We start from the raw sequence: 24,363 nt of genomic DNA, 5'->3' as shown, positions 1-24,363 counted from the left end.
GCTGCAGTAACTAAGTTCAGACAAAATATATGCGGCGCACAGATTACAAAAGCTCCCGGATCCGCTACAGGATTCCGAGAGCTTTTTTGGCAAGCTGGTCAGCCATATCGTTGTATTTGTCGTTGGAGTGTCCTTTTACTTTTACAAAATGGACTTTTACTTTCTTCATGGCTTCCCGGTAAAAGGCCTGATACGCAATTGTTCCGGGTTTGGTAGCTTTCCAGGCACCGGTGCACCATTTGGCAATGCCTTCATAATCATGGTAAATGGTAATTTCCGGAATATTATGATCCACAGCATACTGCATTGCCGCTTCGGAGCCTTTGATTTCTCCTGCTACATTATGCATCAGTGCCAGCTCTTTGTCTGTCATTTTTTCGCAGAATGTGTGCTCTTCTCCATCCTTCAGGATGACCATTCCGTAGGAAAATTCGCCGGTGTCAGAGCGGTAACTGCCATCTACGTAGGCAATCACCTGGTCTGACGCAGGTTTTTCTGCCCTGGGAAGTGTATCCGGGATGCCCTCTGCATTCACACCGGCAAATGCCTGTGCCTCTTCCATAGTGGGAAAGCTCTTAAATTCTGCTCCCGAAAATCCCGTGACCTGTTTCTGACACTCTGCCCAGGTCATAAATACACCTGTTTTTCTGCCTGTTCTTACTGCATAGTATTTCTTTGCCATGTAGTCTCCCTTCTGTATCAGACATTCTCAAACACTTTTTCTTTAATTATAACGAAACTGTTTCTTATCTTCAATAATAGATTAGAGCATGTCCACAACACACTCTAATCTATCCCTGGCCCGAAACTTTAATATACCCTGTTTGTCCTGTCGTCACGTTGGAACCGCTGAATGTTTTTCACCACTTCATCCACTACGCGGAATCTGGTCTCTTTCGCAGCCCATGCAATATGCGGAGTAATGATCAGTTTATTGCTGTCCTGGATCTTAAGAAGCGGATTCTCCGGATTCATTGGCTCTTTGCAAAGAACATCAAGGCCTGCACCTGCAATGGAGCCTTCGGTAAGAGCTGTATACAAATCTGGCTCATTTACAATGGCGCCTCGCGCAAGATTCAGGAAAATAGCGGATTTCTTCATCTTGCGGAATTTTTCCAGTGTCATCAGATTCTCCGTGTACCCGTTCAGCGGTGCATGGACGGAAAGAATATCAGAGCGGGAAAGAAGCTCATCCAGGCTTACCTGTTCATATTCTGTATTGTATTTCTTCCCGGAAGCGGAATAGCAGATAATATGGCAGCCAAATGCTTGGCAATCTGCGCCACCCTGTTTCCAATTGCGCCAAGACCGATAATTCCCCAGGTTTTTCCATCCAGCTCGAAGAAATTCTGTCCGAAATGGGAGAAACAGGTTCCTCTTGCATATTCTCCGGATTTTACGTAATTGTCGTAATAATTCAGTTTTTCCAGAATATAGAAAAGAAGAGCGAAGGTATGCTGTGCCACTCCGTTTGTAGAGTATCCGGCAACATTGTAAGCTGCAATTCCCCTCTTTTTCAGATAGTCTCCATCCAGGTTGTTAAAGCCTGTTGCGGTCAGGCAGACCAGCTTTAGGTTCTGTGCTTTTCCAATGGTAGACTCGCAGATTGGAACCTTGTTGGCCACGATCACATCTGCGTCTTTTGTCTTTTCTTCCATTTCATCTGCTGTTGTACTTCGATATATTACTACTTCGCCCAGTGCCTCAAATGGAGTAAATACCATATCCTGTCCCAGGCTGTCTGCTTCCAGAATTACAATTTTCATAATGTGCTCCTCGCTTTCTTCTGTGCTCATTTATATAGTCGTGCGTTTCCTCATCTGTTTTATAAAATACCGTTTTCTCCGGGAAAATGCAATCCCAAACTATAAAATGTACAATAAGTGTTACTATCCTGTTATTATTCACTGGTGATGTTCTGCGAGGTGTTTTTTGTGAACAAAGTTCACAGAACCCCCGAGAATTAAGTTTGCGCAGCGTGTTGCTGTAAATGGGGAAAACAATAATCCCAAAAATACAAGAGCGCAAGGCTGATAGTGCCTGCGCCCTCATCTACCATTCTGTAATTGTCAAGCCATAAATTCCCGGATAATTTCCCTCATAATCTTCTCTTCCTCAGGAGTCAGCATCTTACTGAAATGACTTCCGGAAGCAGCTGTCTGCTTGATGCTACTGGTAATCTTATCCACGATTTCTTCCTGTAAAACAGGGTCCGCTTTTTTCGCGTCTGGAATCTCTTCTGTCCAGCTTCTCATCTGCTCCACATAATCTGCCAACGTATCCATCACCAGCTCTTCTTTGTAAGAAAAATCCAACGCCTGACGTAAGAGCAATAACACCACCGGTACAGTGGCGCCCACATACAGATAAGTCAGAGGAAGTCCCTCTTCTATCCTTAACGTCTTGGAAAAATAGATGGCACAGCCAAGAATCACAGTGGACAAAAGTGCCGGATACCACACCAGCCGATTCATTCTGTGAAGAAGCCTGTCCCGTGTTTTCCAAAGTCTCAGCCATTTTTCCTTCAGGCTGATCCGCTGACTGCTGCCTGCTCCTTGGGTGTTTTTCGTGCCTGTGTTTTTGCTTCCGGTACTTTTCAGCATTCTTCTGTAGGTGAGGTTTGTCGTCAGCATTCCAATTGCTCCAAGGGTCCCAAGGGCCGCCATACTGTAGAGCAATATCTGCAGATCCATAATTTTCTCCAGCATAATGTCCTCCCATGCTTTCTTTCAAATTGGGAAACTGTTCAATATCTTTGCACCGCAGTTCTCTTTTTTTGTATGAACCTGATTTCAAAAAATACCTGGCGGAACATTGCCAATAAACAGTAACCTTTTACGAACATTATACCGCTGTCCTGTTCTGTATGAAACATAAATCGTTCGTCAAATTCTCGGTGAATCCCGCTTATCCTGTGGTTTCTCTGCATATTTTCCTATTTTATGATCACTTATATAAAGACTTTCCGCAATATATCAATTAGTTTTTGATTTATTGCGGAATAAGTATGATATATTGCGGAATAGCATTGATTTTTCGCGCTATAAGTCAAATATATCGCGGAAATAAATGTAAATGCCCCTTAAACAGATTCTGATTATATCTACAGAGTCTGCTTAAAGGGCAATACATTATCTTCCCTACATTTCCTGCAATGCAGCTACCACTTTCTCAAACTGCATAAAGTGAGACGCCTTTACCAAAATGGTATCACCAGTCTGCACATAATCAGACAGATGGGACAAAAGGCTGTCACGATCCGGTTCTTCTATAACGATAAGCTCCGGGTTCTTTCTCGCCATCTTCGCAATGTTCACGGAAAGAGGACCGGTGCAGATGCATACGTCAATTCCACACTGGGCTGCATGCTCGCCTACCTCTGCGTGAAGCTGAACTTCATTCTCTCCAAGCTCTCCCATGTCGCCTAAGATTGCCACTCTTCTGCCAGCACCATCTTTCAGCACATCCAGTGATGCTTTCATGGACATTGGGTTGGCATTATAACAATCGTCTACGATAAGGAAACGATCTGTCTCGATCATGTGGAATCTGCCGCTGATGGCTTCCAGGGTCTCAATTCCGTGACGGATCTGCTCCAGTGTCAGCCCATAAATGCGGCCTACTGCTGTAGCAGCCAGCGCATTGTATACCATATGGATTCCCGGCATCGGAATATCTGCCATAAAGGATTCTCCGCCTATATGAATACGGCAGGTCATTCCCTTTAAGCCTCTGCTTGTAATCTCGTCTGCATATACATCCTTGTCAGCTTCCATGCCGAAGAATACAGGCTTGATTCCTTCGTACTCTTTTACCGTGCAAAGCTTATCGTCATCACCGTTTAACACGATATGACCGTCTTTTTGCAGATATTTAAAAATCTCAGTTTTTGCTTTCAGTACACCGTCTCTGTCCCCAAGATTCTCCAGGTGACAGGTACCGATATTGGTGATCACACAGGTGTCTGGTCTTGCAATTTTTGCCAGACGGGTCATTTCGCCGAAATCGCTGATTCCCATTTCCAGAACTGCGATCTCATCCTCGTCACGAAGACGGAAAACAGTGAGAGGAAGACCTAACTCATTGTTAAAGTTTCCCTGTGTTTTCAGGGTACGGTATTTCTCTTTCAGCACAGAGGCAATTACCTCTTTTGTACTTGTTTTTCCCACACTTCCGGTAATTCCAACAACCGGAATCTGAAGCTGCTGCAGATAAAATTCTGCAATGTCCTTTACAGCCTGAAGGGAAGATTCCACCTTGATATATGGGAAATCAGCATTTTCCAGGATTCTCTCAGATAAGGTAGCAAGCGCACCTGCCTCCATCACCTGGGGAATAAATTTATGGGCATCTACACGTTCGCCTACGATGGGAACAAATAAGGTTCCGGCTTCTGCTTTCCGGCTGTCTGTTGTAATAGAGGAAACCTCCTGCTCCAGCTTGTCAGACGGTCCGAAATAAACACCGTCGCAGACCTTGGTCAGGTTTTCCAGGGTAAGATTTTTCATTTTATTTAATCCTTTTTATATTTAATATAAACATTCGGTATATTATTCGTACTTCTTTAAAGAAATCCGGATCAGTTCCTCGCAAAGCGTCGGATAATCCATTCCCAGTACCTTCGCCTCCTGAGGAATCAGACTGGTAGGAGTCATTCCCGGAAGGGTATTTGCTTCCAGACAGTACATATCTCCGTTCTCTTTCATCATGAAATCCAGACGGCTGTAGCCAGTAAGTCCCAGTGCTTTCGCTGCCTTCACTGCATTCTCCTGCATTTTTGCTGTGAGCTCCGGAGAAATCTCAGCCGGGCAGGTCTCTACAGTAGAGCCAGCCTGATATTTGTTCTTGTAGTCATAGAATCCCTGGATCGGAGCAATCTCGATGATCGGATACGCCTTGTCATCCACAACTGCAACAGAAAATTCACGGCCTTTGATATACTCCTCCACAACAATATCCGCGCCATACTGGCATGCATCTGTAAGAGCCTCTTCGTATTCTTTCTGATCATTTACAATATAAACACCTACGCTGGAACCGCCGCAGCTTGTTTTTACAACTACCGGGAATTCCAGTCCATGCTTAGCAATGTCTTTCTCCAGATTGTCTCTTGTCATGGTAAATCCGCCTGGGGTAGGAACATGGTTCATCAGGAAAACTTCCTTGGTGATACGCTTATCCATAGCCATGGCACTGCTGAGATAACCGGTTCCTGTGTAACAGATTCCCAGCAGGTCAAAGGTAGCCTGCACCTTTCCATCCTCACCATTTGCGCCGTGAAGTCCAAGGAACACAATGTCACATTTTTCACAAAGTTCCAGAACATTTGGTCCGAAAAAGCTTCTGCGTTTTTTCTCCATCTCCTTGATCTGCGGATTGAAGCTGCTCATATACTCTGCTGCTTTTTCCACATCATATTCAGCCGGGAAAGGATTCTCCCAGTCTACATTCTCAACTCCACAGAAAATATCTACAAGTATTGCCTCATGACCTTTCTGGCGCAGTGCACCGCAGATTCCGGTACCGGATACAATGGAAATCTCTCTCTCCGTACTGGTTCCTCCAGCCAAAACTACTATCTTCATAATCTTATATCTCCTTTTTTGTTCGTAAACGTAACTGTTCAGTTCCTTCACAGTTACACGCTTTGCCATGCACAGGAATCATGCATTCGCATGATTTCGCGCTGAATTTCCGTGGGGCGTGCAGATTGCGGAAATGATTTTTCAAATAGACTCTAATTTTCCCAAAACACCTCGCGGAATATTCTCTACTGAATAGTTACTCATACACAACCACCGGCATGCCAACCTCAATATTTGCATAAATCTCGGCCGCCTTGTCATATGGAACATTTACACATCCATGGGAGCCTTCCCACAGATAAAGATTTCCTCCAAACTCAGACCGCCAGGAAGCGTCGTGAATTCCCACATTTCCTGCAAAAGGCATCCAATAGGTCACATTTGCCTCATAATCCTCTCCCGTAAGCACAGCCGGAGATTCCTTGGCATCCAGTGCATAACAGCCTGTAGGAGTGCCACAGCCTTCAATATCCGGATTTCCGCTTACAATAGGTGTGTCCACGATCGGAGTTCCCTTCTGGTAAAAAACAAGACGCTGGTTTGTCAGATCTATCTCCACGTAGGTGGAACCAATATCATTGGTTCCGCGACTATAGCCTGAATACAGATAAACAGGCTCACGAACCTGGGTAACACCGCTTTCGATAGCAGCGATCAGCGCTTTTACTTCTTCGTCCTGATCGATCACCCAGCCGTAATCGCCGCCTTTAATTTCCACCTGGCGATTATCGTAAGTCAGAAATGTCCTGGTCTGTCCCATAGTATCATATTTCAGCCCAAGGTCTGCCACATACTGCCGCACCAGATTTTCATCCAGTATCACATTGCCATCCTCATTATAACCGAACCAGTTCTTGATCAGGGTACAGTCCACAGTCTCAGTACGATCAGCAAAGTCATAAGTTATGATCACCTTGACAAGCTGGTTCATTTTTTCACAATTGGCTTTCAGCTGTTCATCTGTGCTGTATACCGAAGGCTTCCGGTAGCAGCTCTCGTTCTCCAGATTTACAGAAGTTTTTCCCCGGAGCATGGCTGCGGAAATCACTTCCTCCGTCTTAGTGCGATCCAGAGCATTTCCCATTACTTCCGGAATGATTTCAAAAGTATCTCCGGTATCCTGGATCTGGGCATCCACAGGCTGGACTACATTCTCTGGCTGCATGCATTTCAGATTATCAACAGCCTGCCCCATCAGCTCCACATTATAGCTGAGGGATTCTGAAATATCATAATTCTTATCCTGGTTAAAAGCAAGAAACCAGGTAAAACGGTCCTGATCTTTGATCAACTGCTTCACAATTCCAGTAGACACATAGGAAAGCCCCACATCCTGGGCAGAAATTGCTTCCTGACCGTTTTTCATGGTCTCCACAGCAAGAACATAAGCGCCTACACGCTGGTTCAGAAGGTCCTCGGTATCTTCTGAAGCCATATAGGAACAATTAAAGCCATTTACCATAGATCCTGGAAGAAAATGACTGGAAAAGTAGTACACGCCATATCCATAGGCTCCTGCTGTAAGAAGCAGCAGCAAAACCACAAGTAAAATAACAATCGTTCTTCCTGCGCCTGCTTTTTCCTTATTTTTTGCCATAAATTCCTCCCTGCTTATGATGAATTCTTATTGTCTTTACACGACCACATCTTCTGTTTAACCTTATGCAGGAAATAAACTCCATAGTCGGCATTTATTTCTGACTTCCAAATGCAGACGGGTAAAGACAATAAAAAGCAGATGATTACTGTTCACAGATAACAGTAGATTACTCTGCCTCTTTTTATATGCCAGATCAGGTACTCTTCCTGATCTGGCATGGTTACATTCTATGCGCAAATTTCCGATTTCAGAGCCTGTTTGAAAATAGCGGCTCACCTTTTACGGAAAGGTTACCGTTCACAGCAACACGCTTTTAGCCGAGAAGTTTTTCTACACTGACAAGTTTCACACAAAGTACGAATACCTGTGCTGCTTTGCCAAGATCCTCAAGTGTAGGGAAGGATGGTGCAATACGGATGTTGGAATCTTTCGGATCCTTGCCGTATGGATAAGTAGCACCTGCGCCAGTAAGGACAACACCAGCCTCTTTTGCTCTGGCTACAATTGCCTTTGCGCAGCCATCCAGGGAATCAAAAGAGATGAAATATCCGCCGTGTGGCTTTGTCCACTCACCGATTCCAAGCCCGGAAAGTTCTTTGTCAAGCGTATCCAGAACCAGCTCGAATTTCGGGCGGAGGATATCTGCGTGTTTTCTCATGTGGGCGTGAAGTCCGTCAAGATCCTTGAAAAATCTTACGTGACGGAGCTGGTTCAGTTTATCATGACCGATGGTCTGAACCTGCATATATTTGCGGAAATCATCCAGGTTTGCCTTGGAAGCTGCAACGGCAGCGATTCCAGATCCTGGGAAGCTTACCTTGGAAGTGGATGTAAATTTATAAACAAGATCAGGGTTACCAGCTTTTGCACACTCACCAAGAATTTCAACCAGGAAATCCTGATTATCATCATAGAGATGATGGATGCTGTATGCATTATCCCAGTAAATACGGAAGTCAGGTGCTGCCGGTTTCAGTCTTGCAAAACGCTCTACGGTTTCTTTGGAGTAAGTGTAACCCTGTGGGTTGGAGTATTTCGGAACACACCAGATTCCTTTGATCGCTGCATCTTCACTTACCAGCTTCTCTACCATGTCCATATCCGGTCCCTGTGGAGTCATCGGAACATTGATCATCTCGATTCCGAAAAATTCGGTGATCTTGAAGTGACGGTCATAACCTGGTACCGGACAGAGGAATTTCACCTTGTCAAGCTTGCACCATGGAGTATTTCCCATTACACCCTGAGTCATGGAACGTGCGATACTGTCGAACATAACGTTCAGGCTTGAATTTCCATATATGATAATGTGTTCCGGATCTACCTCAGACATTTCTCCAAGAAGACGCTTGGCTTCCGGAATACCGTCGATCACACCGTAGTTACGGCAATCTACTCCAGTCTCGCATTTCAGATCTGAATCGCCCTTCAGAACGTCCATCATTTCCATAGAAAGTTCCAGCTGTGCATTGCTTGGCTTTCCTCTTGACATATCAAGGGCAAGTCCCTGTGCCTTGATCTCTTCAAATTCTTTGTCCAGCTCTTTTTTCAGTGCCAGAAGCTCTTCATGATTCATTTCGGTATATTTTTTCATAAATTCCTCCTTCGGCAATTGCCTGTTTGGTGTATCCTCCTCGTATATCTTTTCCATTTTAGTATGCTAAATTGTCGGTTGTCAAGTGTTTGGCTCTATTTTATATAAAATCCCTCTTAAACCGGTTACTGTTCACTTCGTTCACAGTAACACGCTTCGCGATGCACAGAAATCATGCTTTGCATGATTTCGCGCCGCAACTCTCGGGTTTTCTGTGAACTTTGTTCACAAAAAACACTTCGCGGAATGTTACCAGTGAACAGTAACTTAAACCGCTTCCCATCTTCCAGAAGCACCGCATGGCAATACCAGCCCATTTGACTTCACCGGAAGACCAATTTCCTGGGAATCTACATGTCCCTTATACTTCTTCATCTCTGTTGCCAGCATATAAGTAAGTACAGCCGGAGCAAGTCCGGTGGTGTAGGAATTGATCAGGAAAAACAGGGGATCATCGCTGAGAATCTTTGTGCAAAGCTTCACAAGTGGATGAATGGCATCCTCAATTTTCCAGATCTCGCCTTTCGGGCCTCTTCCATAGGAAGGCGGATCCATGATAATTGCGTCATAGTGATTACCTCGGCGGATTTCACGCTCTACAAACTTCACACAGTCATCTACCAGCCAGCGGATTGGTGCATCAGCAAGACCACTTGCTGCCGCATTCTCTTTCGCCCAGGTAACCATTCCCTTAGAGGCATCTACGTGTGTAACGGATGCACCTGCGGCTGCTGCCGCAAGAGTTGCACCACCTGTATAAGCGAACAGGTTCAGCACCTTGATCGGTCTGTCAGCCTTACGGATCTTGTCTCCAAACCAGTCCCAGTTTGCTGCCTGCTCCGGGAAAAGACCGGTGTGCTTGAAGCTGAATGGTTTCAGATGGAACGTAAGCTCCTTGTAATGAAGATCCCACTGCTGGGGCAGATCAAAGAACTCCCATTCACCGCCTCCCTTGGAGCTGCGGTGATAGTGTGCGTTCATCTTGCGCCATCCTGGCTCTGTCTTCGGTGTATCCCAGATTACCTGCGGATCCGGACGGACAAGGAGATATTTTCCCCATCTCTCCAGTTTCTCGCCGCAGGAAGTATCAATTACTTCGTATTCTTTCCAGCCATTTGCTATCCACATTTTATTTTTACCTCATTTTCTATTATTTCGCACAAAAGTCCTAAATGTCATCCATGAATCATATCTGTATAAGTAAAATCATGAATCATTTATAGCACGAATGCGGACAACCCCTGGGAATCGCCACAAACGCAATGTAACTGACTTTCATTTCGCCTAATATCAAACAACAAATTTATGATAGCAGAAAACTGTACCCACGTCAATTTTGTTCATCTTCTTCCCTGAAAAAGTGCCCAAAAATCCGCCTCACTTTTTTCGGATTTTTCCCATTGAACCACATATTTTTTCGCACTATAATCACATTAAAAAGGAGCGTGATTCAAATGTCAGAAAAGACTACCGATAATAAACTTCCTTACACCTGTACCTCCGCCTACGACCGCAACGCCTGCAAGGGTTGCGTCTGTTCCACCTGCTATGAACAGGAATTCTGCGACAGGTGCAGCAGCTGCGAAAATCAGTCGAAGCGCAAGGAGCGCTGCAATGCTTATGAGGGTGCATACAATTATTAGTCCTCTGTTTTTTTCTCCTCATGCACAAAAAAGTCTGAGTACAGATGCCGTTTCAAGCGACATACTATACTCAGACTTTATTATGAAATCATTCTTTCTGCATATTCCTGCAGCAAACTATCAGCATCTGGCTTTTTCTGCCTTTTCCTTCTGTCTCTCATCCCACAGCTGATCTGCTCTCTCTTTCCAGCAGGCTGCATATTTATCACATTTGCCGCAAAGATGCTCTGCACTCTCCGGTGACTGAAGATCAGTGGATTTCGCGCCGGTCTCTGCAACTAATTTACGCAGGATCTCCGGATTCTCCAGCATTGGACATGGACGAAGCATGTTCTCGTTGAAAGGCTGGTTATCATGATAAGCCTGGAAAATCGGGCTCTTCAGTGCGTCCAGAAGAGAAGTATCTTTGATATTGCAGTTTGAATAATGGATGAATACACAAGGCTCCACATCACCATTTGCATTAATATGCAGATAATGTCTTCCACCTGCAATACATCCATGTACAAATTCAGCATCATTCTGGAAATCCAGCGTAAAGATTGCTTTTGTGCTTCTGAATTTACGAATTGCATGATACATTTCTTCTCGCTGGTCCGGTGTAAGAAGAAGCTCCGGTGAAGCATCATTTCCAACTGGCATGTAATGGAAGAACCATGCAAATAATGCACCACAGTCAATCAGCTTGTCAAAATATTCCTCACTGCTTACACTGTCTACGTTCATGCCTGTATAGCAGGTGGAAACTCCAAATGGAAGACCTCTGTCCTTCAACAGTTTCATTGCATGCATAACCTTCTGATAGATTCCCTCTCCACGGCGTCCGTCGTTGGCTTCCTCGGAACCTTCCAGACTGAATGCCGGAACGAAGTTCTTTACTCTTAAGATTTCATCACAGAATTCCTCATCGAAAAGTGTCCCGTTTGAGAAGGAAAGGAACTCACAATCCGGATGCATCTCACAAAGTTTAATAAGATCCTTCTTACGTACAGTAGGTTCACCACCGGTATAAATATACATGTAAACACCAAGCTCTTTACCCTGTCTGATAATGGAGTCAATGGTCTCCAGATCCAGGTTCAGCTTGTGACCATACTCTGCTGCCCAGCATCCTGTGCAATGCAGATTACAGGCACTTGTAGGATCCAGAAGGATTGCCCACGGAACATTGCAATTGTTCTGTGCAGCAACCTCTTCCTGTCTTGCACTTCCCTTTAAGCTGGCATTTACAATAAAGTTCTGGAAAAATACTTTTCGAACACCTGGATCCAGCTGATACAGGTTCATGATCAGCTTATACCAGTTGCTGTCTGTGTCCTGGATTGCATTACGAATGGCATCTCTCTGACCTTTATACCAGTCCTGCGGAGTGAATTTATCTACCAGCTCCATCAGCTTCGGAATGTTTGTCTCCGGATCCTTTTCCAGATATTCTAATGCTTTTGTTACAGCACCTTCCATAGCGGCCTGTTTTGCTTTATCAATCAGTTTCATAATGCTCCTCCTTTAAATTTCTCTGAATTCATCTTCCCAGACTACATTTTCATTCTCACGGATTTTCACAGTGTATACTACCACGCAAAGCTTCAGTATTCCCTCCAGCAGAAATGCCACGCCTGTAAAAATCACAGTCAGCTTTGCACCTCCTGCCGGATCAACAAGAAGAAGCATTCCAAATATTCCGGTTGCTACTGCAATAAGCAAAACTGCCCACCAGAGCTTCAAACCGAATTTTTTCGCTTCCACTGACATTTGGATCCGAAGCAATGCATCGGTCAGAATCACAAGACCGAAAATCACGAAAATCAGTCTTAGTATGGCTTCCCTTCTCACCAGAATCAGAATTCCAACTGCAATCATGAGAATTCCAAAGCCAAGGTCAAATTGAAAAGCCAGACAGTAAAAATCTCTGGAAAAATATCCGATTATTTTTATAATTCCATCTGCAATAAACAGAATTCCTGCAAGAACACAAATTATTTTCACGGCTTTTTCCGGAACAGCCATCAAAAAAATTCCCAAAGCACAGAAAACAACTGCTATCACTATATATCCATTTCGTGCTATTTTCAAAGTTCCTGACGAATTCATTCTGATTCTCCTTTCTGCTTTTCATGGATTTATTATAGTAAGATAAATTTCAAAAAGGAACGGACAAAAAAAGGACTGTGTCTGAAATTCAGACACAATCCCATATTTGCCTAAAAGCTTACCGCATTTCCATTTTCCGAGGAAAAAAGCAGATTTACAAATTCCCTATACGATTTTCAGATAAACAGGTTTGGTTCCTGCCACCTTTTCCAATGTTTTCTCAAAAGTATTTTCATAGAGTTCACGCAGCTTCTCTGCATATTCTGTCAGATCATAAGACATCCTGTGATCCATCCAGTCCAGAATCACTCCAATCATTACACATTTATAAAAATGCATGAGCACCTTCATATCTTCTTTTTCCATAATTTCTTCTTTAAAATTATGTACGATATACTGCTTTATAACATACTGGCACATTTTATCCAGTGCACTGGTAAACGTTTCTCTCTGCACGGAACAGTAAATATGGAGCATGGCCTTCTTGTTCTCTCCGATCAGCTTCACCAGTACCTCAAGGCATTCCAGCATAGAATCCACTTCCACCGGATGTTCAAAAGCGTTGTCTACTTCCCGAAGAAGAGCTGATTCCACAACATCAGAAATATCGCGGAAATGATAATAGAAAGTATTCCGGTTCACACCGCAGCGCTCCACAATATCCTTCACTGTAATTTTCGCAAGAGGTTTCTCATTAAGCAGTTCAAACAAAGTCCTGATAATAATTTCTTTCGTAAAACCAGACATTTTCTCACCTGTCATCTTGAAATGAAGCCGTAAAAAAGCCTAATCGGCTATGTTTCCGGCTTGTTAAGTTATTATCACAGATTATGCCACAAACCAATTTAAAATGCAAGGACAACGCGCCCTTGCATTTACATTAATTTCCCCTGTTCTGATAAAACATCAATTTCTGGAACTGATTCATTTCTTCGGATACGTCCCGGACAGCTCCATAAAACATTTTATGTCCATCCTGTTCTCTCAGGAAAAATGCTTTGATATTTATCCATATATACTGACCATCTTCTCTTCTGCGGCGCACAGTTCCCTCTGCACCTTCAGCCAGTCTCTGGAAAGACCGTTGGAAAATATTCTGCATTTTTTTCCTGTCATCCGGGTGTATTGCCTCCATAACCTGAACATTCTCTGCCAGATCCACAGGATCCTGTCCAACCAGCAGACAGTATTTATCATTTACCTGCAGCAATTCTACATTATTACAATATACATCATAAATGGCAATTGGTCCAAGAATATTATTCAGTATGCTGTCACTTGCCAGCTCAGACTGAAACAGATCCTTGAAACGTACATGCTCAATTTTTCGTGCCTGAATCCCCCGGTAATCCACATTATTCTCATCATTGAGAAGTACTTTTATTTCTTCAACCGGAAGAGGCTTATAGAAGAAATAACCCTGGCCATAAATACAGCCCATATTCAGCAGATAATTGATCTGGTCTTCCGTCTCAACGCCCTCTGCGATCATGCGAAGTCCCATAATATTTGCCATTCTGGTAACAGCCTCAAGAATTCCCATTCCCTTGTCCATGGTATTCTCATCCATTTTCAGAAACTTCATGTCAATCTTCAGAACGTCTACATTTACATCCTTCAGCATATTCAAAGAAGAATATCCGCTTCCAAAATCATCCATCAGAACGGTAAAGCCTGCATTTCGCAGTGCCTCTGCCACACCGGTGATCACCTTATATTCTTCTACATAAGCACTTTCTGTAATCTCCAGCTCTACATATTCCGGCGGAAGCCCATATTTGCGAACCAGATTTTTAAAATGCTCTACTACATCAATTGCATAAATATCCACACTGGATACATTGACAGAAATAGGAATTACCTTGTGTCCGCTTTTTATCCAGTCCTGCAGCGTCTGGCAAACCTGCTCCCACACCTTCATGTCCAGTTCTGTGATCAGTCCGTTACTCTCCATAACCGGAATAAAATATCCAGGTGCCACAATTCCCTTCTCAGGATGCTTCCAGCGCACCAGTGATTCCAGCCCGACGATCTTACCTGTGTTCAGATTACATTTCGGCTGAAGATAGTAGATAAACTCATCTCTTTCCAGACCGGCCTGCACTTCAGCAAGGAGCACATGATTATTCTCCAGGCGTGTCTTCATATCTGAGCTGTAATAAGCACAGCGTACAGCATAATTTCCCTTTACTGTCTCCTGCGCAAGAATTGCCCGGTCATACATCTGTGAAGCACTGAGACTGATATCATCAATTACATAAAAACCAAAAGCAGGAAGGAATCCGGTATGTCCACCGTATGCACGCACAAATCCGGTAATACGGCATTTCAGATTTTCGAGAACTTTTTCATCATTTGGAAGAACAATTACAAAGTCATCCCCACCCATATATCCGGCAATCCCGCCAAATTCCTGACGCATTTTATTAAGATGCGCCCCGATTTCTCTCAGGAGCTTGTCTCCTGCCACCTGACCATACCATTCGTTAAAAAGCTTAAAATGTTCAATATCAATGGCTACCAGACAATATTTCCCTGCCGCAGTTTCATTTACTCTGAGGAAAGCTTCTGTCTGTGTAAAAAAAGGAATTCTGGCAAATAAACCTGTAAGCTTATTCTTCTCCGTCTTGCCCAGGTTTCTCCGTTCCAGGATCTCCTTCTTCATATTTACAAAACGGCAAAGATTATCCATATCTTCCTCGTAAATATCCTTTGCCAAAATTACATGACAGTTCCTTGCTCCCGGCCACTCGACCTCTCCGGCATTGATTTTCAGCCATTTCCCCTGATCTTCATTATAGAATAAATCTGTCTTCCGGTTCGGATGTGCCAACGGGCAATTACGACAGGGCTTCTCTCTTCCCCGAAACTTCTCATAACAGATCTCTCCGGGCTCAAAATCCGAAAACTGTTTCATCAGTGCTTTACTCATATACTGAATTCGATATGACTCATCTACTATGTATGTAATTGTCTCAGTTCTCTTCTCCTGTCTCATACGCGTCCTTTTCCATTTCTGAATGTAAATCCAACGATTAAAACTATTAAAAATATTATAAGCTATTCCTTTTCAATACGCAACAGGTCAACTCGCGAAAGTTTTTCTGTTTTTTTTTAGGCATAATGACACATATTACGATAAAGCTAAGAAATACTCCCGCCAGAAAACAATAGAATCTATTGGCTGGCTGGATGAATTGGAAAAACAGTATGATGACCCTATTGCTCACTTTCAAAAAAGAGTGGAGCAGCTAAAAGCTGACAAAAGCCGACAATATTGTTGCATTTAGCGTGGCTTTCTTTTACACTCATATTTATCGGACAAGTACGTTTTTATACGGTGCAGTGTATCCATAAGCTTACGTACAATATTTTCATAAGAATATCTTAAGATTTTACCCCTTTCATCTTAAATTTTGTCTGATACCTTATATATTACAGGGGAGGTGAAAAAGAAAATGGCAACAATTCTTGTATGTGATGATGATAAAGATATTGTAGAAGCCATCAGCATTTATCTGGAACAGGAAGGTCACCAGATTCTAAAGGCTTACGATGGACAACAGGCACTTTTGGTTTTACAGAAAAATGAGGTAGACCTGTTGATCATCGACGTTATGATGCCGAAGCTGGATGGCATCAGGGCAACTTTGAAAATCAGGGAGGAGCATTCTCTCCCTATTATTATTCTTTCAGCAAAGTCCGAGGATGCAGATAAAATTCTTGGATTGAATGTTGGAGCTGACGATTACGTAACCAAGCCCTTTAGTCCTTTAGAGCTGATTGCCAGGGTTCGTTCCCAGCTTCGAAGATATACCCAGCTGGGTGCAGCGGTTTCCTGTGAAAGTCAGCATATTTATACAACCGGCGGGCTGACGGTGAATGACGATCAGAAAGAAGTTCAGGTGGATGGCGAAGCCCTGAGCTTACGCCAATTGAATATAATATTCTGCTTCTTCTCATAAAGAATCAGGGCCGGGTATTTTCCATCAATCAAATTTATGAAAATATCTGGAATGAAGAAGCAATTGCGGCAGATAACACAATTGCCGTGCATATCCGGCATATCCGGGAAAAGATTGAGATCAATCCCAAGGAGCCCAGGTATTTAAAAGTTGTCTGGGGACTTGGGTATAAAATTGAAAAGCTTTGATTAAAAGTATTTGAAAGATTCGCTATTGGATATGCCAAATGGCGTTACCAATACGATAAGCAGCACATTATCAAGAAAGGGGTTAATCATATGGAAAAGAAAAAATGGCACCGCAGCCCTGGTATCAAAGGGCTTTTGCTCCTATTGCAATATATTTTTCTGGGAGCTGTAATCTTCTCAGGTTTATTTTTAATTACCTCTTTGGCACATGATCTGAGGCTTTCTGATTCCGGGAAAGATTATCTGGATTCCACGGCATTTGCCAATACCCTCTACGACGCAGCCTATGACGTGATGTACGGAATTTCTGTTACATTTCCCTATACTAATGTATCCTGGAAAGGCCTTGCCCAAAATGAAGATTCCCAGTCATCTGACAAAAATGTCTCATCTGAGGCTCACGCTTCTTTAAATCAGACATCTGCATCCCAAGTAGTTGATCTTAATGAAATTGCCAACGATGAAGAAATCTCTTTTCAAAACACCTCCGGTCTGGCCTATTCAGTTTCAGACCTGGAAAAATGGGCGCAGGACTTTGATACCTCCAGTGGAAATCCCATTGTGATCTGCCACCAGGCTTCTTCTGCCGGCGAGTCACTTTCCCGGCATTATTATTATGTTCAGGATTTTCTGGAAAAAATTGACAGCGGAGAACTGGATTTTTCTGTGGATATGGAGTATTACGGACTCAGTGACTCTGCAACTGAAATAGCATCCTACGATGAAAATCTCAAACAGCTTATCGAAGACATCAAAGACGACATGCAATATGGTGTAATGGATGATCTTTCTGGCATTCAGATCACATCCGGGGACGGCAAAGTGCTCTATGATTCCATCTCCCTCTATGATGGATATTATGAACCAACAGAGGCTTATCCGCCCAAAGGCGCAGACAGCATTCTGGATGTTCTAAATTCCAATGCCAAATGGAACGACCGCATAGATAAGGCTTTCGAATCTCTTTACAGCCTTCTTTCCAGAACTGACTTTTATATCCAGCAGGAGCAGATTCTGAAAAATTATTCCCAGGGTCACTCCAACATGAGTTACATTTACATTAACGAGGATGACGGACAGGTTATTTCCAATGACAGCGAGCTGGAAGCAGCTGGCTATACCTTGGAACGCAGTGTAACACACGCTGATTCAGCCATAGAAAATCCTACAGCTGACAATATGGGGGGCACCATCGATTATTGCACAAAACTGACAGATCTTTTAAAATCTATAAATGGTATTTCCTATGTTCTTATCCAATATCAACCAGATGGATTTACCAGCAACCTGGCAGGGCTCAGGAAATACAATACTTTCCCCGGAAACAATGTTACCTGCGACTCCTGGAAGGAGGTGGCAAACTCCCTGCTGCCAGCAGTAAACAGCAATTTCATCTTTGCCGCCTATGTGGATCAGGCATTTCCTGTTTCCGATACCTTTGCCACTGACAAAACATTTTTTGAAAACTATTCCAGATATCAGAAGCCGGTATTTCTTTTCTTCCTGCTGTGCAGCTTTCTTTTCCTGGCTGCGTTTGTATGGCTAACAGCAATTGCCGGAAGAAAAAACAGCGACCAAAAGCTGCACCTTTGCTTTTTTGACCGCTGGCCAACTGAGCTTTCTGCAGGACTGATTCTGCTTGCATGGTTTCCTGTCCTGGTACTCCTTTTACAATGCCTGTCCTTTGCAGACTATCAGACTGACAGACTGCGTGCCACATCACTCCTTGATGTGAGTCTGTTGCTGAAGCTTATGATTCTGGGGCTTTACACTTTATTCTGGTTCCAGATTGGCTACCTTAGCCTGGTACGGCGGATCAAGGCAAAGCAGCTCTGGAAAAACAGCATCCTGCGCCGTCTTCTTGTCCTGACCTCCAGACTGATTCATTCAGCCAGTCACAAGCTTCACGCCCTTGCTGATCTCTACTCCAGAAACACTGCTGCCAGACTGAAAGCAACCTTCGCTTTTCTTTGCTTTCTTTTCATCAAATATATAATCTGCGGTCCCTTACTTGGCAGCATGCAGCTGTTCTTTTTCTTCAGCTGTCTGGCTGATCTTTTGATACTGCTATATGTTATTACAAAAGCCTGCAGCAGAGAACAGATCATAAAAGGACTGAGAGAAATTTCCAATGGAAACCTGCAATATAAAATTCCTCTGGAACGGCTTTGGAGCGATGATAAACATATTGCAGAATATATTAATAACATTGGAAGCGGTCTTGACGCAGCTGTAGAAAACAGTGTGAAAAATGAGCGGATGAAAACCGAGCTGATCACCAACGTTTCCCACGATCTGAAGACACCGCTGACTTCCATTATCAGCTACATTGATCTTCTGAAACGTGAGAATTTTACAGATCCTAAGGTTCTGGAATATCTGGATATTCTGGAAGCCAAGGCAGCCCGGCTGAAGGTACTCACAGAGGATGTTGTAGAAGCCTCCAAGGCCAGCACCGGAAATCTGACACTGAACATGAATAATCTTGATTTCGTAGAAATGCTCCATCAGGTAATCGGAGAGTTCGAGGAGCGTTTCGAAGAACACCATCTTACCATGATGGTACATTTTCCAGATGAGCCTTCTGTAATCTATGCAGATGGCCAGCGGCTGTGGCGTGTATTGGAAAATATTTTCGGAAATGTAACAAAATATGCCATGGAAGACACCCGGGTTTACGCGGAAGTAATGAACGCCCACGGTCAGGTGGTTTTCACCCTGAAAAATATTTCCGCCCAGCCGTTAAATTTCGCTGCTGAGGAACTTACCGAGCGTTTCGTCCGCGGTGATGTAGCCCGTGGCACCGAGGGAAGCGGGCTTGGACTTAGCATTGCCAAAAGTCTTACTGAGCTCCAGGGCGGCAAATTCCAGCTTTACCTGGATGGGGATTTATTCAAAGTGACTATCACCTTCCAAGCGCAGAATTCCAAGTGCACTGACGCAGAAGTCCCTGCTCAGCCCAAACCGGAAGCGAGATGATTTTTATCATATGCAGCTATAAAAATAGCAGCAGGAGTAAGCGATTAGTTTACTTCTGCTGCTGTTTTGCAATTAATATTCCAGTCTCGGCATACTCTTAAATTTCTCAAACTCTCCAATGGTAAACATGGAAAGAGCAATGCTTGGAAGTACACTGGACATGCCTGCATTGTTCGCTTTGTACAGCATCGGGAACCACTGGAGGCGGAAACCAAGGCTGTAGCTAAGAGCAAGAGCAAATACGTAAGACGGCACCGACACACCGATTACCGATATGACCGTGGCCAGCGAATCCCATATGGTGTTATATTTCAGGGCTGCCAATAGTCCCAGTAGCAGTCCTACTATCGCTCCGATGATAACGGCAAGTCCTCCGATTCCAATAGAAATTGGAAGTCTTGTCTGAATCATCTGGGAAATAGGAGTGTTCTTGGAAATATTGTAGCTGACACCAAGATCACCTTTTAACATATTTTTTGCGTAGTTCACAAACTGGACAGCTACTGGCTGATCCAGACCGTACTTTACATACAGCGCTTCACGCAGGGTAGGTGTGTTTATGCGGCGGACATTCCATCAAAAATTTGGAATAGAAAACCCCAGTGCTGCAACACTGGGATTTTCGTTTGTAGTTGAACTACATGGATTTTTCACATCTCATTGCCCATTGGCATTATAGCATATGTTTTTTTCTTTTCAACATGCATTTTATAATTAAATGTAACTGTTCAGTACCTTCACAGTTACACGCTCCGCGATGCACAGAAATCATGCTTTGCATGATTTCGCGCCGCAATTCTCGGATTTTCTGTGAACTACGTTCACAAAAAACACCTGGCGAAATACTGCCTTCTGAATAGTTACAATTAAATTACATAATCATCTGCGCTTGCAGCCTGCCAGTCAAGAAGGTCTCCTAATGTAATATTATCTACCACTTCATTGATAGCATCATCAATCTTCTTCCAGAGGATACGTGTGACGCATGCATCACCTTTCTCGCAGCCGCCTCCGTCTGGTGCGACACAGTCTACCGGTGACAGACAGCCTTCTGTCAGTCTGAGGATCATGCCTACTGTGTACTCTTCTGGTCTTCGCTGCAGGGAGTAACCGCCCTGTGGTCCGCGGACACTCTTCACATATCCAGCCTTATTTAATACAGAAATGATCTGCTCCAGATATTTCTCAGAAATCTCCTGTCTGCGCGCTACATCCTTTAACCTGATCGGCTCTCCGTTGTCATTGGTAGCCAGATCAAGCATTAACTTTATTGCATATCTACCTTAGTGGATATTCTCATCTTCATTCCTCCTGCTCTGTGATTCTGCAAATGCAAAATCACTCTACAGAAGATTATACCTTCTAATTCCTATTATTTCAATAGGAAATTACCTTTTTATTCGCAGATAATCCAGTATTCCGGAAATAGTTATCGTCTGCGCATGAGCCGCTGCGCGAACTGATAAGCTGGTTCGCAATGTGAACTTTTTCTCACTCTCTGATGTTCCCTCATAAATTACCAGAACTGCTGTGTCGTCATAAGGCTGTCAAGAGTTTCAACTGCCTGATCATTCTGGATGATTTTAAACGTGACATCCTTTTCCCCATCAATTGGCGAGTAATAACAGCAGTCCCTAAAATTCTAATTTTTCTCATATCGTTTCCTTTCCCGGGCTAGAGCGTGTTTGACAAAATATACCGCCAAGCGAGGCGTGTCGATTGCAGAAATATGCTAAAAAAAGAATCGCAATTTACCTGTCTTTCCCTTATAATAATGCTGATAATAAAATGCTTTATCAAACAAGTAGCATTTAAAAAGCACTTGAAAAACAGGAGAAAACGAAATGAGTAACCGAATTGAGATAACAGATTTCACTGCCCCGGAGCTGGATGTTTACGCCAGAATCCCGGAGGTGCAGCTTCTACGATTCTATGAGCCCAAACCAGGACTTTTTATCGCAGAAAGCCCAAAGGTAATCCAACGCGCGGCCAATGCCGGATATCAGCCGGTTTCTTTTTTAGTTCAACACAAGGATCTGGAAAAAGAAGGAAAAGAATTGTTACAAAAGTTCCCGGGAATTCCGGTTTATACAGCAGATTATGAGGTACTTGTAAAGCTTACAGGCTTTGCACTTACCCGTGGAATGCTTTGTGCCATGACTCGCCGGGACCTTCCCTCTGTGGAAGATATCTGCAAAAATGCCCGCCGTATCGCCATTCTGGAAAATGTAGTGAACCCAACCAATATCGGAGCCATTTTTCGTTCAGCTGCCGCGCTTCATATGGATGCGGTTCTTCTCACCCCAGGCTGTTGTGATCCTCTTTACCGCAGAGCCACCCGGGTAAGTATGGGTACTGTTTTTCAGATTCCATGGACTTATTTTCTTAAAAAAGTGTCCTGGCCGGAAGCTGGAATGGAGCAGCTTCGCTCTCTCGGATTTAAAACTGTAGCAATGGCTCTTCGGAACGATTCCATCAGCATTGACGCCCCAGCCCTTCAAGCCGAAGAAAAACTGGCGATTATCCTTGGAGCTGAAGGAGACGGACTGGTGGATGCAACCATCACCGGCTGCGATTACACCGTAAAAATCCCCATGTCCCATGAAGTGGATTCCCTGAATGTAGCTGCCGCAAGTGCTGTGGCTTTCTGGGAACTTGGAAAAAGGTGAGGGAATGCTTCCTCACCTTTTCCAGAGCGTGTTTAAACAGGTTCTAAGACTCCAGCATTTTCACCAGACATTCCTTTTTATAAAATGAGATTCCATAACAAAAGATATCTTTATACCTGTCCTTATAATCCTCTGCATACTTTCTCTCTTTCATCTGCGCCAGTGCTTTATCACAATCTTTATTTAACTGTTTCATGCTTTGCGAATATTTTACTTCGAAAATCGCTACCTTTCCATTGGCTTTATCAATAATCACAAGATCTGGTCTTCCCAATCCATGCTCTTTGTTCGATTCAATCTGTTCACCAGCTCCCATAAAAATGCCTGTGAGAAACGCATGATAGAAGTCTTCTTTATAATCATGATAACTGATGGTATTCCACAGCAATAGATTCATTTCTCTGGTTATAATTTCTGTTTTTTGATTCCAGAGAGCCTGAAAAATCGCTGTTCGATTCCATTTTTTCACACTGTCAGCAAACCATTTCATTACCGTAGTTTCAAAAATTTCTCTTATTTCCGCATTTGGTATCTTTAATGCTTTGGTATCCGGTGAAAATGCAATTTTCCCTTCTGAAATCCGCGCTTCTGTCAGATAACCAGTCATGTAAAGAATACTCCAAAGATTACTTTCGGATGAATGCAAATAATCATAAGTCAGGTTCTCATCAATATCCTGAAGAATATATCCACCAGAAAGCAATGTTTCCATTTTGTCCGTAATGCTATTGCCTGCAAAATCGATGAAAGAGCGGATAATTGCATTGTCACTGGTATTTTTCCAATAACTGACTGGCTACGCTTTGGGATTTCTCTGAAGTTCCCGCAAATAATTCATAACATCCCACGGGCAGTACACATCAATTTCTCCCATATGATATCCATCGTACCATTCCTTCATCTGCTTTGCATACTGCACTGTCCCTGTATCTTCCAGGATTTTGTTGACCTCCTGCTGGGTAAATCCGAAATATTCATTGAATCCGGTATTTGCAATCGTATCTGTAACAAAGTTATTTGTCCCTGTAAAAATGCTCTCTTTTGCAATCTGCAGACAGCCTGTGATAACAGCAAATTTCAATGAAGTATTATCTTTTAATGCAGTACTCATCATACCTCTGATAATTTCCAGCATTTGCTGGTAATATCCTTTGCTGCTGGCTTTTGCTATAGGAACGTCATATTCATCTATAAGCAAAATCATCTGCTTATGGTAATAATTCTCGAGCAGACGCATAAGCAGACTAAGAGATCTGATAACCAAAATTTTGCTTCCCTCACCAGATTTCAGAAGTTTAAAGCGCTTACGATCTTCTTCATCAATTTCTTCGCTTTCCAGCAAAAAACTGTATTTCTGATACAAATCAGAGATGGTAAATACCAGCTGGTCATACGCACTTGCAAAATCAAGTCCATCTATATCTTTAAATGTCAAAAAAATAGTAGGCCACTTATTCAACCATTTTTCACAAAGCTCGTGATTTCTTGAAATTTCAAGCCCTTCGAATAATTTCTGACTCTCATTTCGAACATTAAAGAAATAGTAGAGCATGCTCATGCCCAATGTTTTCCCAAATCGTCTCGGTCTGGTAATCAATGTTACTTTCGCTGCACCATCGGTTAGGAGTTCAGATATGAAACCGCTTTTATCAATATAATAGTTATTATTCTCACGTATCTCTTTAAAATCAGAGATACCTACTGGAATATTAGGATTTCCCATATGCCCTTCCTTCCTAAACAGATATTTTTTATATAAACATAATAACACAGCAGTATAGTTTCAGCAAATAAAAAAACGATAACCAAATGGTTACCGTCTCATTTACTGTACCTTCAAAACTACATACATGTTACATCCTAATGGAATCATTCTTCAACCTTGCGATTGTTGGTCAAGCCCTCACCCTATTAGTAACAGTCAGCTCCGTACATTACTGCACTTCCACCCCTGCCCTATCTACCTCGTCGTCTTCAAGGGGGTTTACTTCTTTCGAATGGGACATCTCATCTTGAGGGGGGCTTCACGCTTAGATGCCTTCAGCGTTT

At 43.2% G+C, this 24,363-nt stretch carries 18 protein-coding genes, 1 rRNA gene and 2 pseudogenes; 4 read left to right on the top strand and 17 right to left on the bottom strand.

Annotated elements, in window-relative coordinates:
* Positions 1-64: 64 nt before the first annotated feature.
* From DW904_RS14895 to DW904_RS14860, 8 genes and pseudogenes are all read right to left on the bottom strand, one after another.
* Positions 65-682, bottom strand: coding sequence for a ribonuclease H family protein (locus DW904_RS14895; protein WP_118582101.1), 618 nt, complete (start codon positions 680-682; stop codon positions 65-67).
* A 128-nt stretch (positions 683-810) separates the two neighbouring features.
* Positions 811-1,724: pseudogene (locus tag DW904_RS14890) on the bottom strand (D-2-hydroxyacid dehydrogenase).
* 345 nt (positions 1,725-2,069) lie between these two features.
* Positions 2,070-2,708 (bottom strand): hypothetical protein, encoded by a 639-nt coding sequence (locus DW904_RS14885; protein WP_118582098.1) that lies wholly within the window; start codon positions 2,706-2,708, stop codon positions 2,070-2,072.
* 432 nt (positions 2,709-3,140) lie between these two features.
* The gene (gene murF / locus DW904_RS14880) at positions 3,141-4,508 is read right to left on the bottom strand and encodes a UDP-N-acetylmuramoyl-tripeptide--D-alanyl-D-alanine ligase (RefSeq protein WP_118582095.1); all 1,368 of its coding nucleotides are present in this window, start codon (positions 4,506-4,508) and stop codon (positions 3,141-3,143) included.
* A 42-nt stretch (positions 4,509-4,550) separates the two neighbouring features.
* The gene (locus DW904_RS14875; RefSeq protein ID WP_118582092.1) at positions 4,551-5,585 is read right to left on the bottom strand and encodes a D-alanine--D-alanine ligase; all 1,035 of its coding nucleotides are present in this window, start codon (positions 5,583-5,585) and stop codon (positions 4,551-4,553) included.
* Positions 5,586-5,781: 196 nt separating this feature from the next.
* Positions 5,782-7,182 carry a L,D-transpeptidase family protein gene (locus tag DW904_RS14870; protein WP_118582089.1) on the bottom strand — a complete coding sequence of 467 codons (1,401 nt, stop codon included), beginning with the start codon at positions 7,180-7,182 and terminating at the stop codon, positions 5,782-5,784.
* A gap of 316 nt (positions 7,183-7,498) precedes the next feature.
* Entirely contained in the window at positions 7,499-8,779 is a 1,281-nt protein-coding gene (locus DW904_RS14865) for an aminotransferase (RefSeq protein WP_118582086.1), read from the bottom strand.
* A 267-nt stretch (positions 8,780-9,046) separates the two neighbouring features.
* Complete coding sequence (locus DW904_RS14860; RefSeq protein ID WP_118582081.1) at positions 9,047-9,907, bottom strand: class I SAM-dependent methyltransferase; 861 nt, start codon at positions 9,905-9,907, stop codon at positions 9,047-9,049.
* 326 nt (positions 9,908-10,233) lie between these two features.
* Here DW904_RS14860 and DW904_RS14855 point away from each other — a divergent pair, with 326 nt between their 5' ends.
* Positions 10,234-10,422, top strand: coding sequence for a hypothetical protein (locus DW904_RS14855; RefSeq protein ID WP_118582078.1), 189 nt, complete (start codon positions 10,234-10,236; stop codon positions 10,420-10,422).
* A 120-nt stretch (positions 10,423-10,542) separates the two neighbouring features.
* On the opposite strand, the gene DW904_RS14850 is transcribed toward DW904_RS14855, so the two are convergent.
* The 4 genes from DW904_RS14850 to DW904_RS14835 all read right to left on the bottom strand — a co-directional run bounded on the left by DW904_RS14850 (position 10,543) and on the right by DW904_RS14835 (position 15,511).
* A complete protein-coding gene (locus DW904_RS14850; RefSeq protein WP_118582075.1) occupies positions 10,543-11,916 on the bottom strand; it encodes a radical SAM protein in 1,374 nt (457 codons plus the stop codon).
* Positions 11,917-11,928: 12 nt separating this feature from the next.
* Complete coding sequence (locus DW904_RS14845) at positions 11,929-12,513, bottom strand: DUF308 domain-containing protein (RefSeq protein ID WP_118582072.1); 585 nt, start codon at positions 12,511-12,513, stop codon at positions 11,929-11,931.
* A gap of 165 nt (positions 12,514-12,678) precedes the next feature.
* On the bottom strand, positions 12,679-13,260 hold the full coding sequence (locus DW904_RS14840) for a TetR/AcrR family transcriptional regulator (RefSeq protein ID WP_195590897.1): 582 nt from the start codon (positions 13,258-13,260) through the stop codon (positions 12,679-12,681).
* Positions 13,261-13,393: 133 nt separating this feature from the next.
* Positions 13,394-15,511 (bottom strand): EAL domain-containing protein, encoded by a 2,118-nt coding sequence (locus DW904_RS14835; protein ID WP_118582066.1) that lies wholly within the window; start codon positions 15,509-15,511, stop codon positions 13,394-13,396.
* Positions 15,512-15,971: 460 nt separating this feature from the next.
* Between DW904_RS14835 and DW904_RS14830 the strand changes: the two are divergent.
* Both DW904_RS14830 and DW904_RS14825 read left to right on the top strand, forming a co-directional pair.
* A pseudogene (locus tag DW904_RS14830) lies at positions 15,972-16,666 on the top strand (response regulator transcription factor).
* 90 nt (positions 16,667-16,756) lie between these two features.
* Positions 16,757-19,645 (top strand): HAMP domain-containing sensor histidine kinase, encoded by a 2,889-nt coding sequence (locus DW904_RS14825; protein ID WP_118582063.1) that lies wholly within the window; start codon positions 16,757-16,759, stop codon positions 19,643-19,645.
* A gap of 72 nt (positions 19,646-19,717) precedes the next feature.
* Here the strand turns inward: DW904_RS14825 and DW904_RS14820 are convergent, their stop codons facing one another.
* Both DW904_RS14820 and DW904_RS14815 read right to left on the bottom strand, forming a co-directional pair.
* Positions 19,718-20,134, bottom strand: coding sequence for a hypothetical protein (locus tag DW904_RS14820; RefSeq protein WP_227198921.1), 417 nt, complete (start codon positions 20,132-20,134; stop codon positions 19,718-19,720).
* Between the two features lie 377 nt (positions 20,135-20,511).
* The gene (locus DW904_RS14815; protein ID WP_347562164.1) at positions 20,512-20,907 is read right to left on the bottom strand and encodes an Rrf2 family transcriptional regulator; all 396 of its coding nucleotides are present in this window, start codon (positions 20,905-20,907) and stop codon (positions 20,512-20,514) included.
* Between the two features lie 582 nt (positions 20,908-21,489).
* Here DW904_RS14815 and DW904_RS14810 point away from each other — a divergent pair.
* Positions 21,490-22,314 (top strand): RNA methyltransferase, encoded by an 825-nt coding sequence (locus tag DW904_RS14810; protein ID WP_118582060.1) that lies wholly within the window; start codon positions 21,490-21,492, stop codon positions 22,312-22,314.
* Positions 22,315-22,357: 43 nt separating this feature from the next.
* Here the strand turns inward: DW904_RS14810 and DW904_RS25775 are convergent, their stop codons facing one another.
* The 3 genes from DW904_RS25775 to DW904_RS14800 form a co-directional block, all read right to left on the bottom strand.
* Complete coding sequence (locus tag DW904_RS25775; RefSeq protein ID WP_347562163.1) at positions 22,358-23,026, bottom strand: PD-(D/E)XK nuclease domain-containing protein; 669 nt, start codon at positions 23,024-23,026, stop codon at positions 22,358-22,360.
* An 84-nt stretch (positions 23,027-23,110) separates the two neighbouring features.
* Positions 23,111-24,037, bottom strand: coding sequence for an AAA family ATPase (locus DW904_RS25770; RefSeq protein ID WP_347562162.1), 927 nt, complete (start codon positions 24,035-24,037; stop codon positions 23,111-23,113).
* Positions 24,038-24,205: 168 nt separating this feature from the next.
* Positions 24,206-24,363: ribosomal RNA gene (locus DW904_RS14800) — 23S ribosomal RNA — on the bottom strand; the annotation flags it as partial.

The organism is Ruminococcus sp. AM42-11, from assembly GCF_003480145.1.
Lineage (GTDB): Bacteria > Bacillota > Clostridia > Lachnospirales > Lachnospiraceae > Blautia_A > Blautia_A faecis.
The sequence above is the reverse complement of the archived record's forward strand: the minus strand, read 5'-3'. Positions and strand labels throughout refer to the sequence as shown.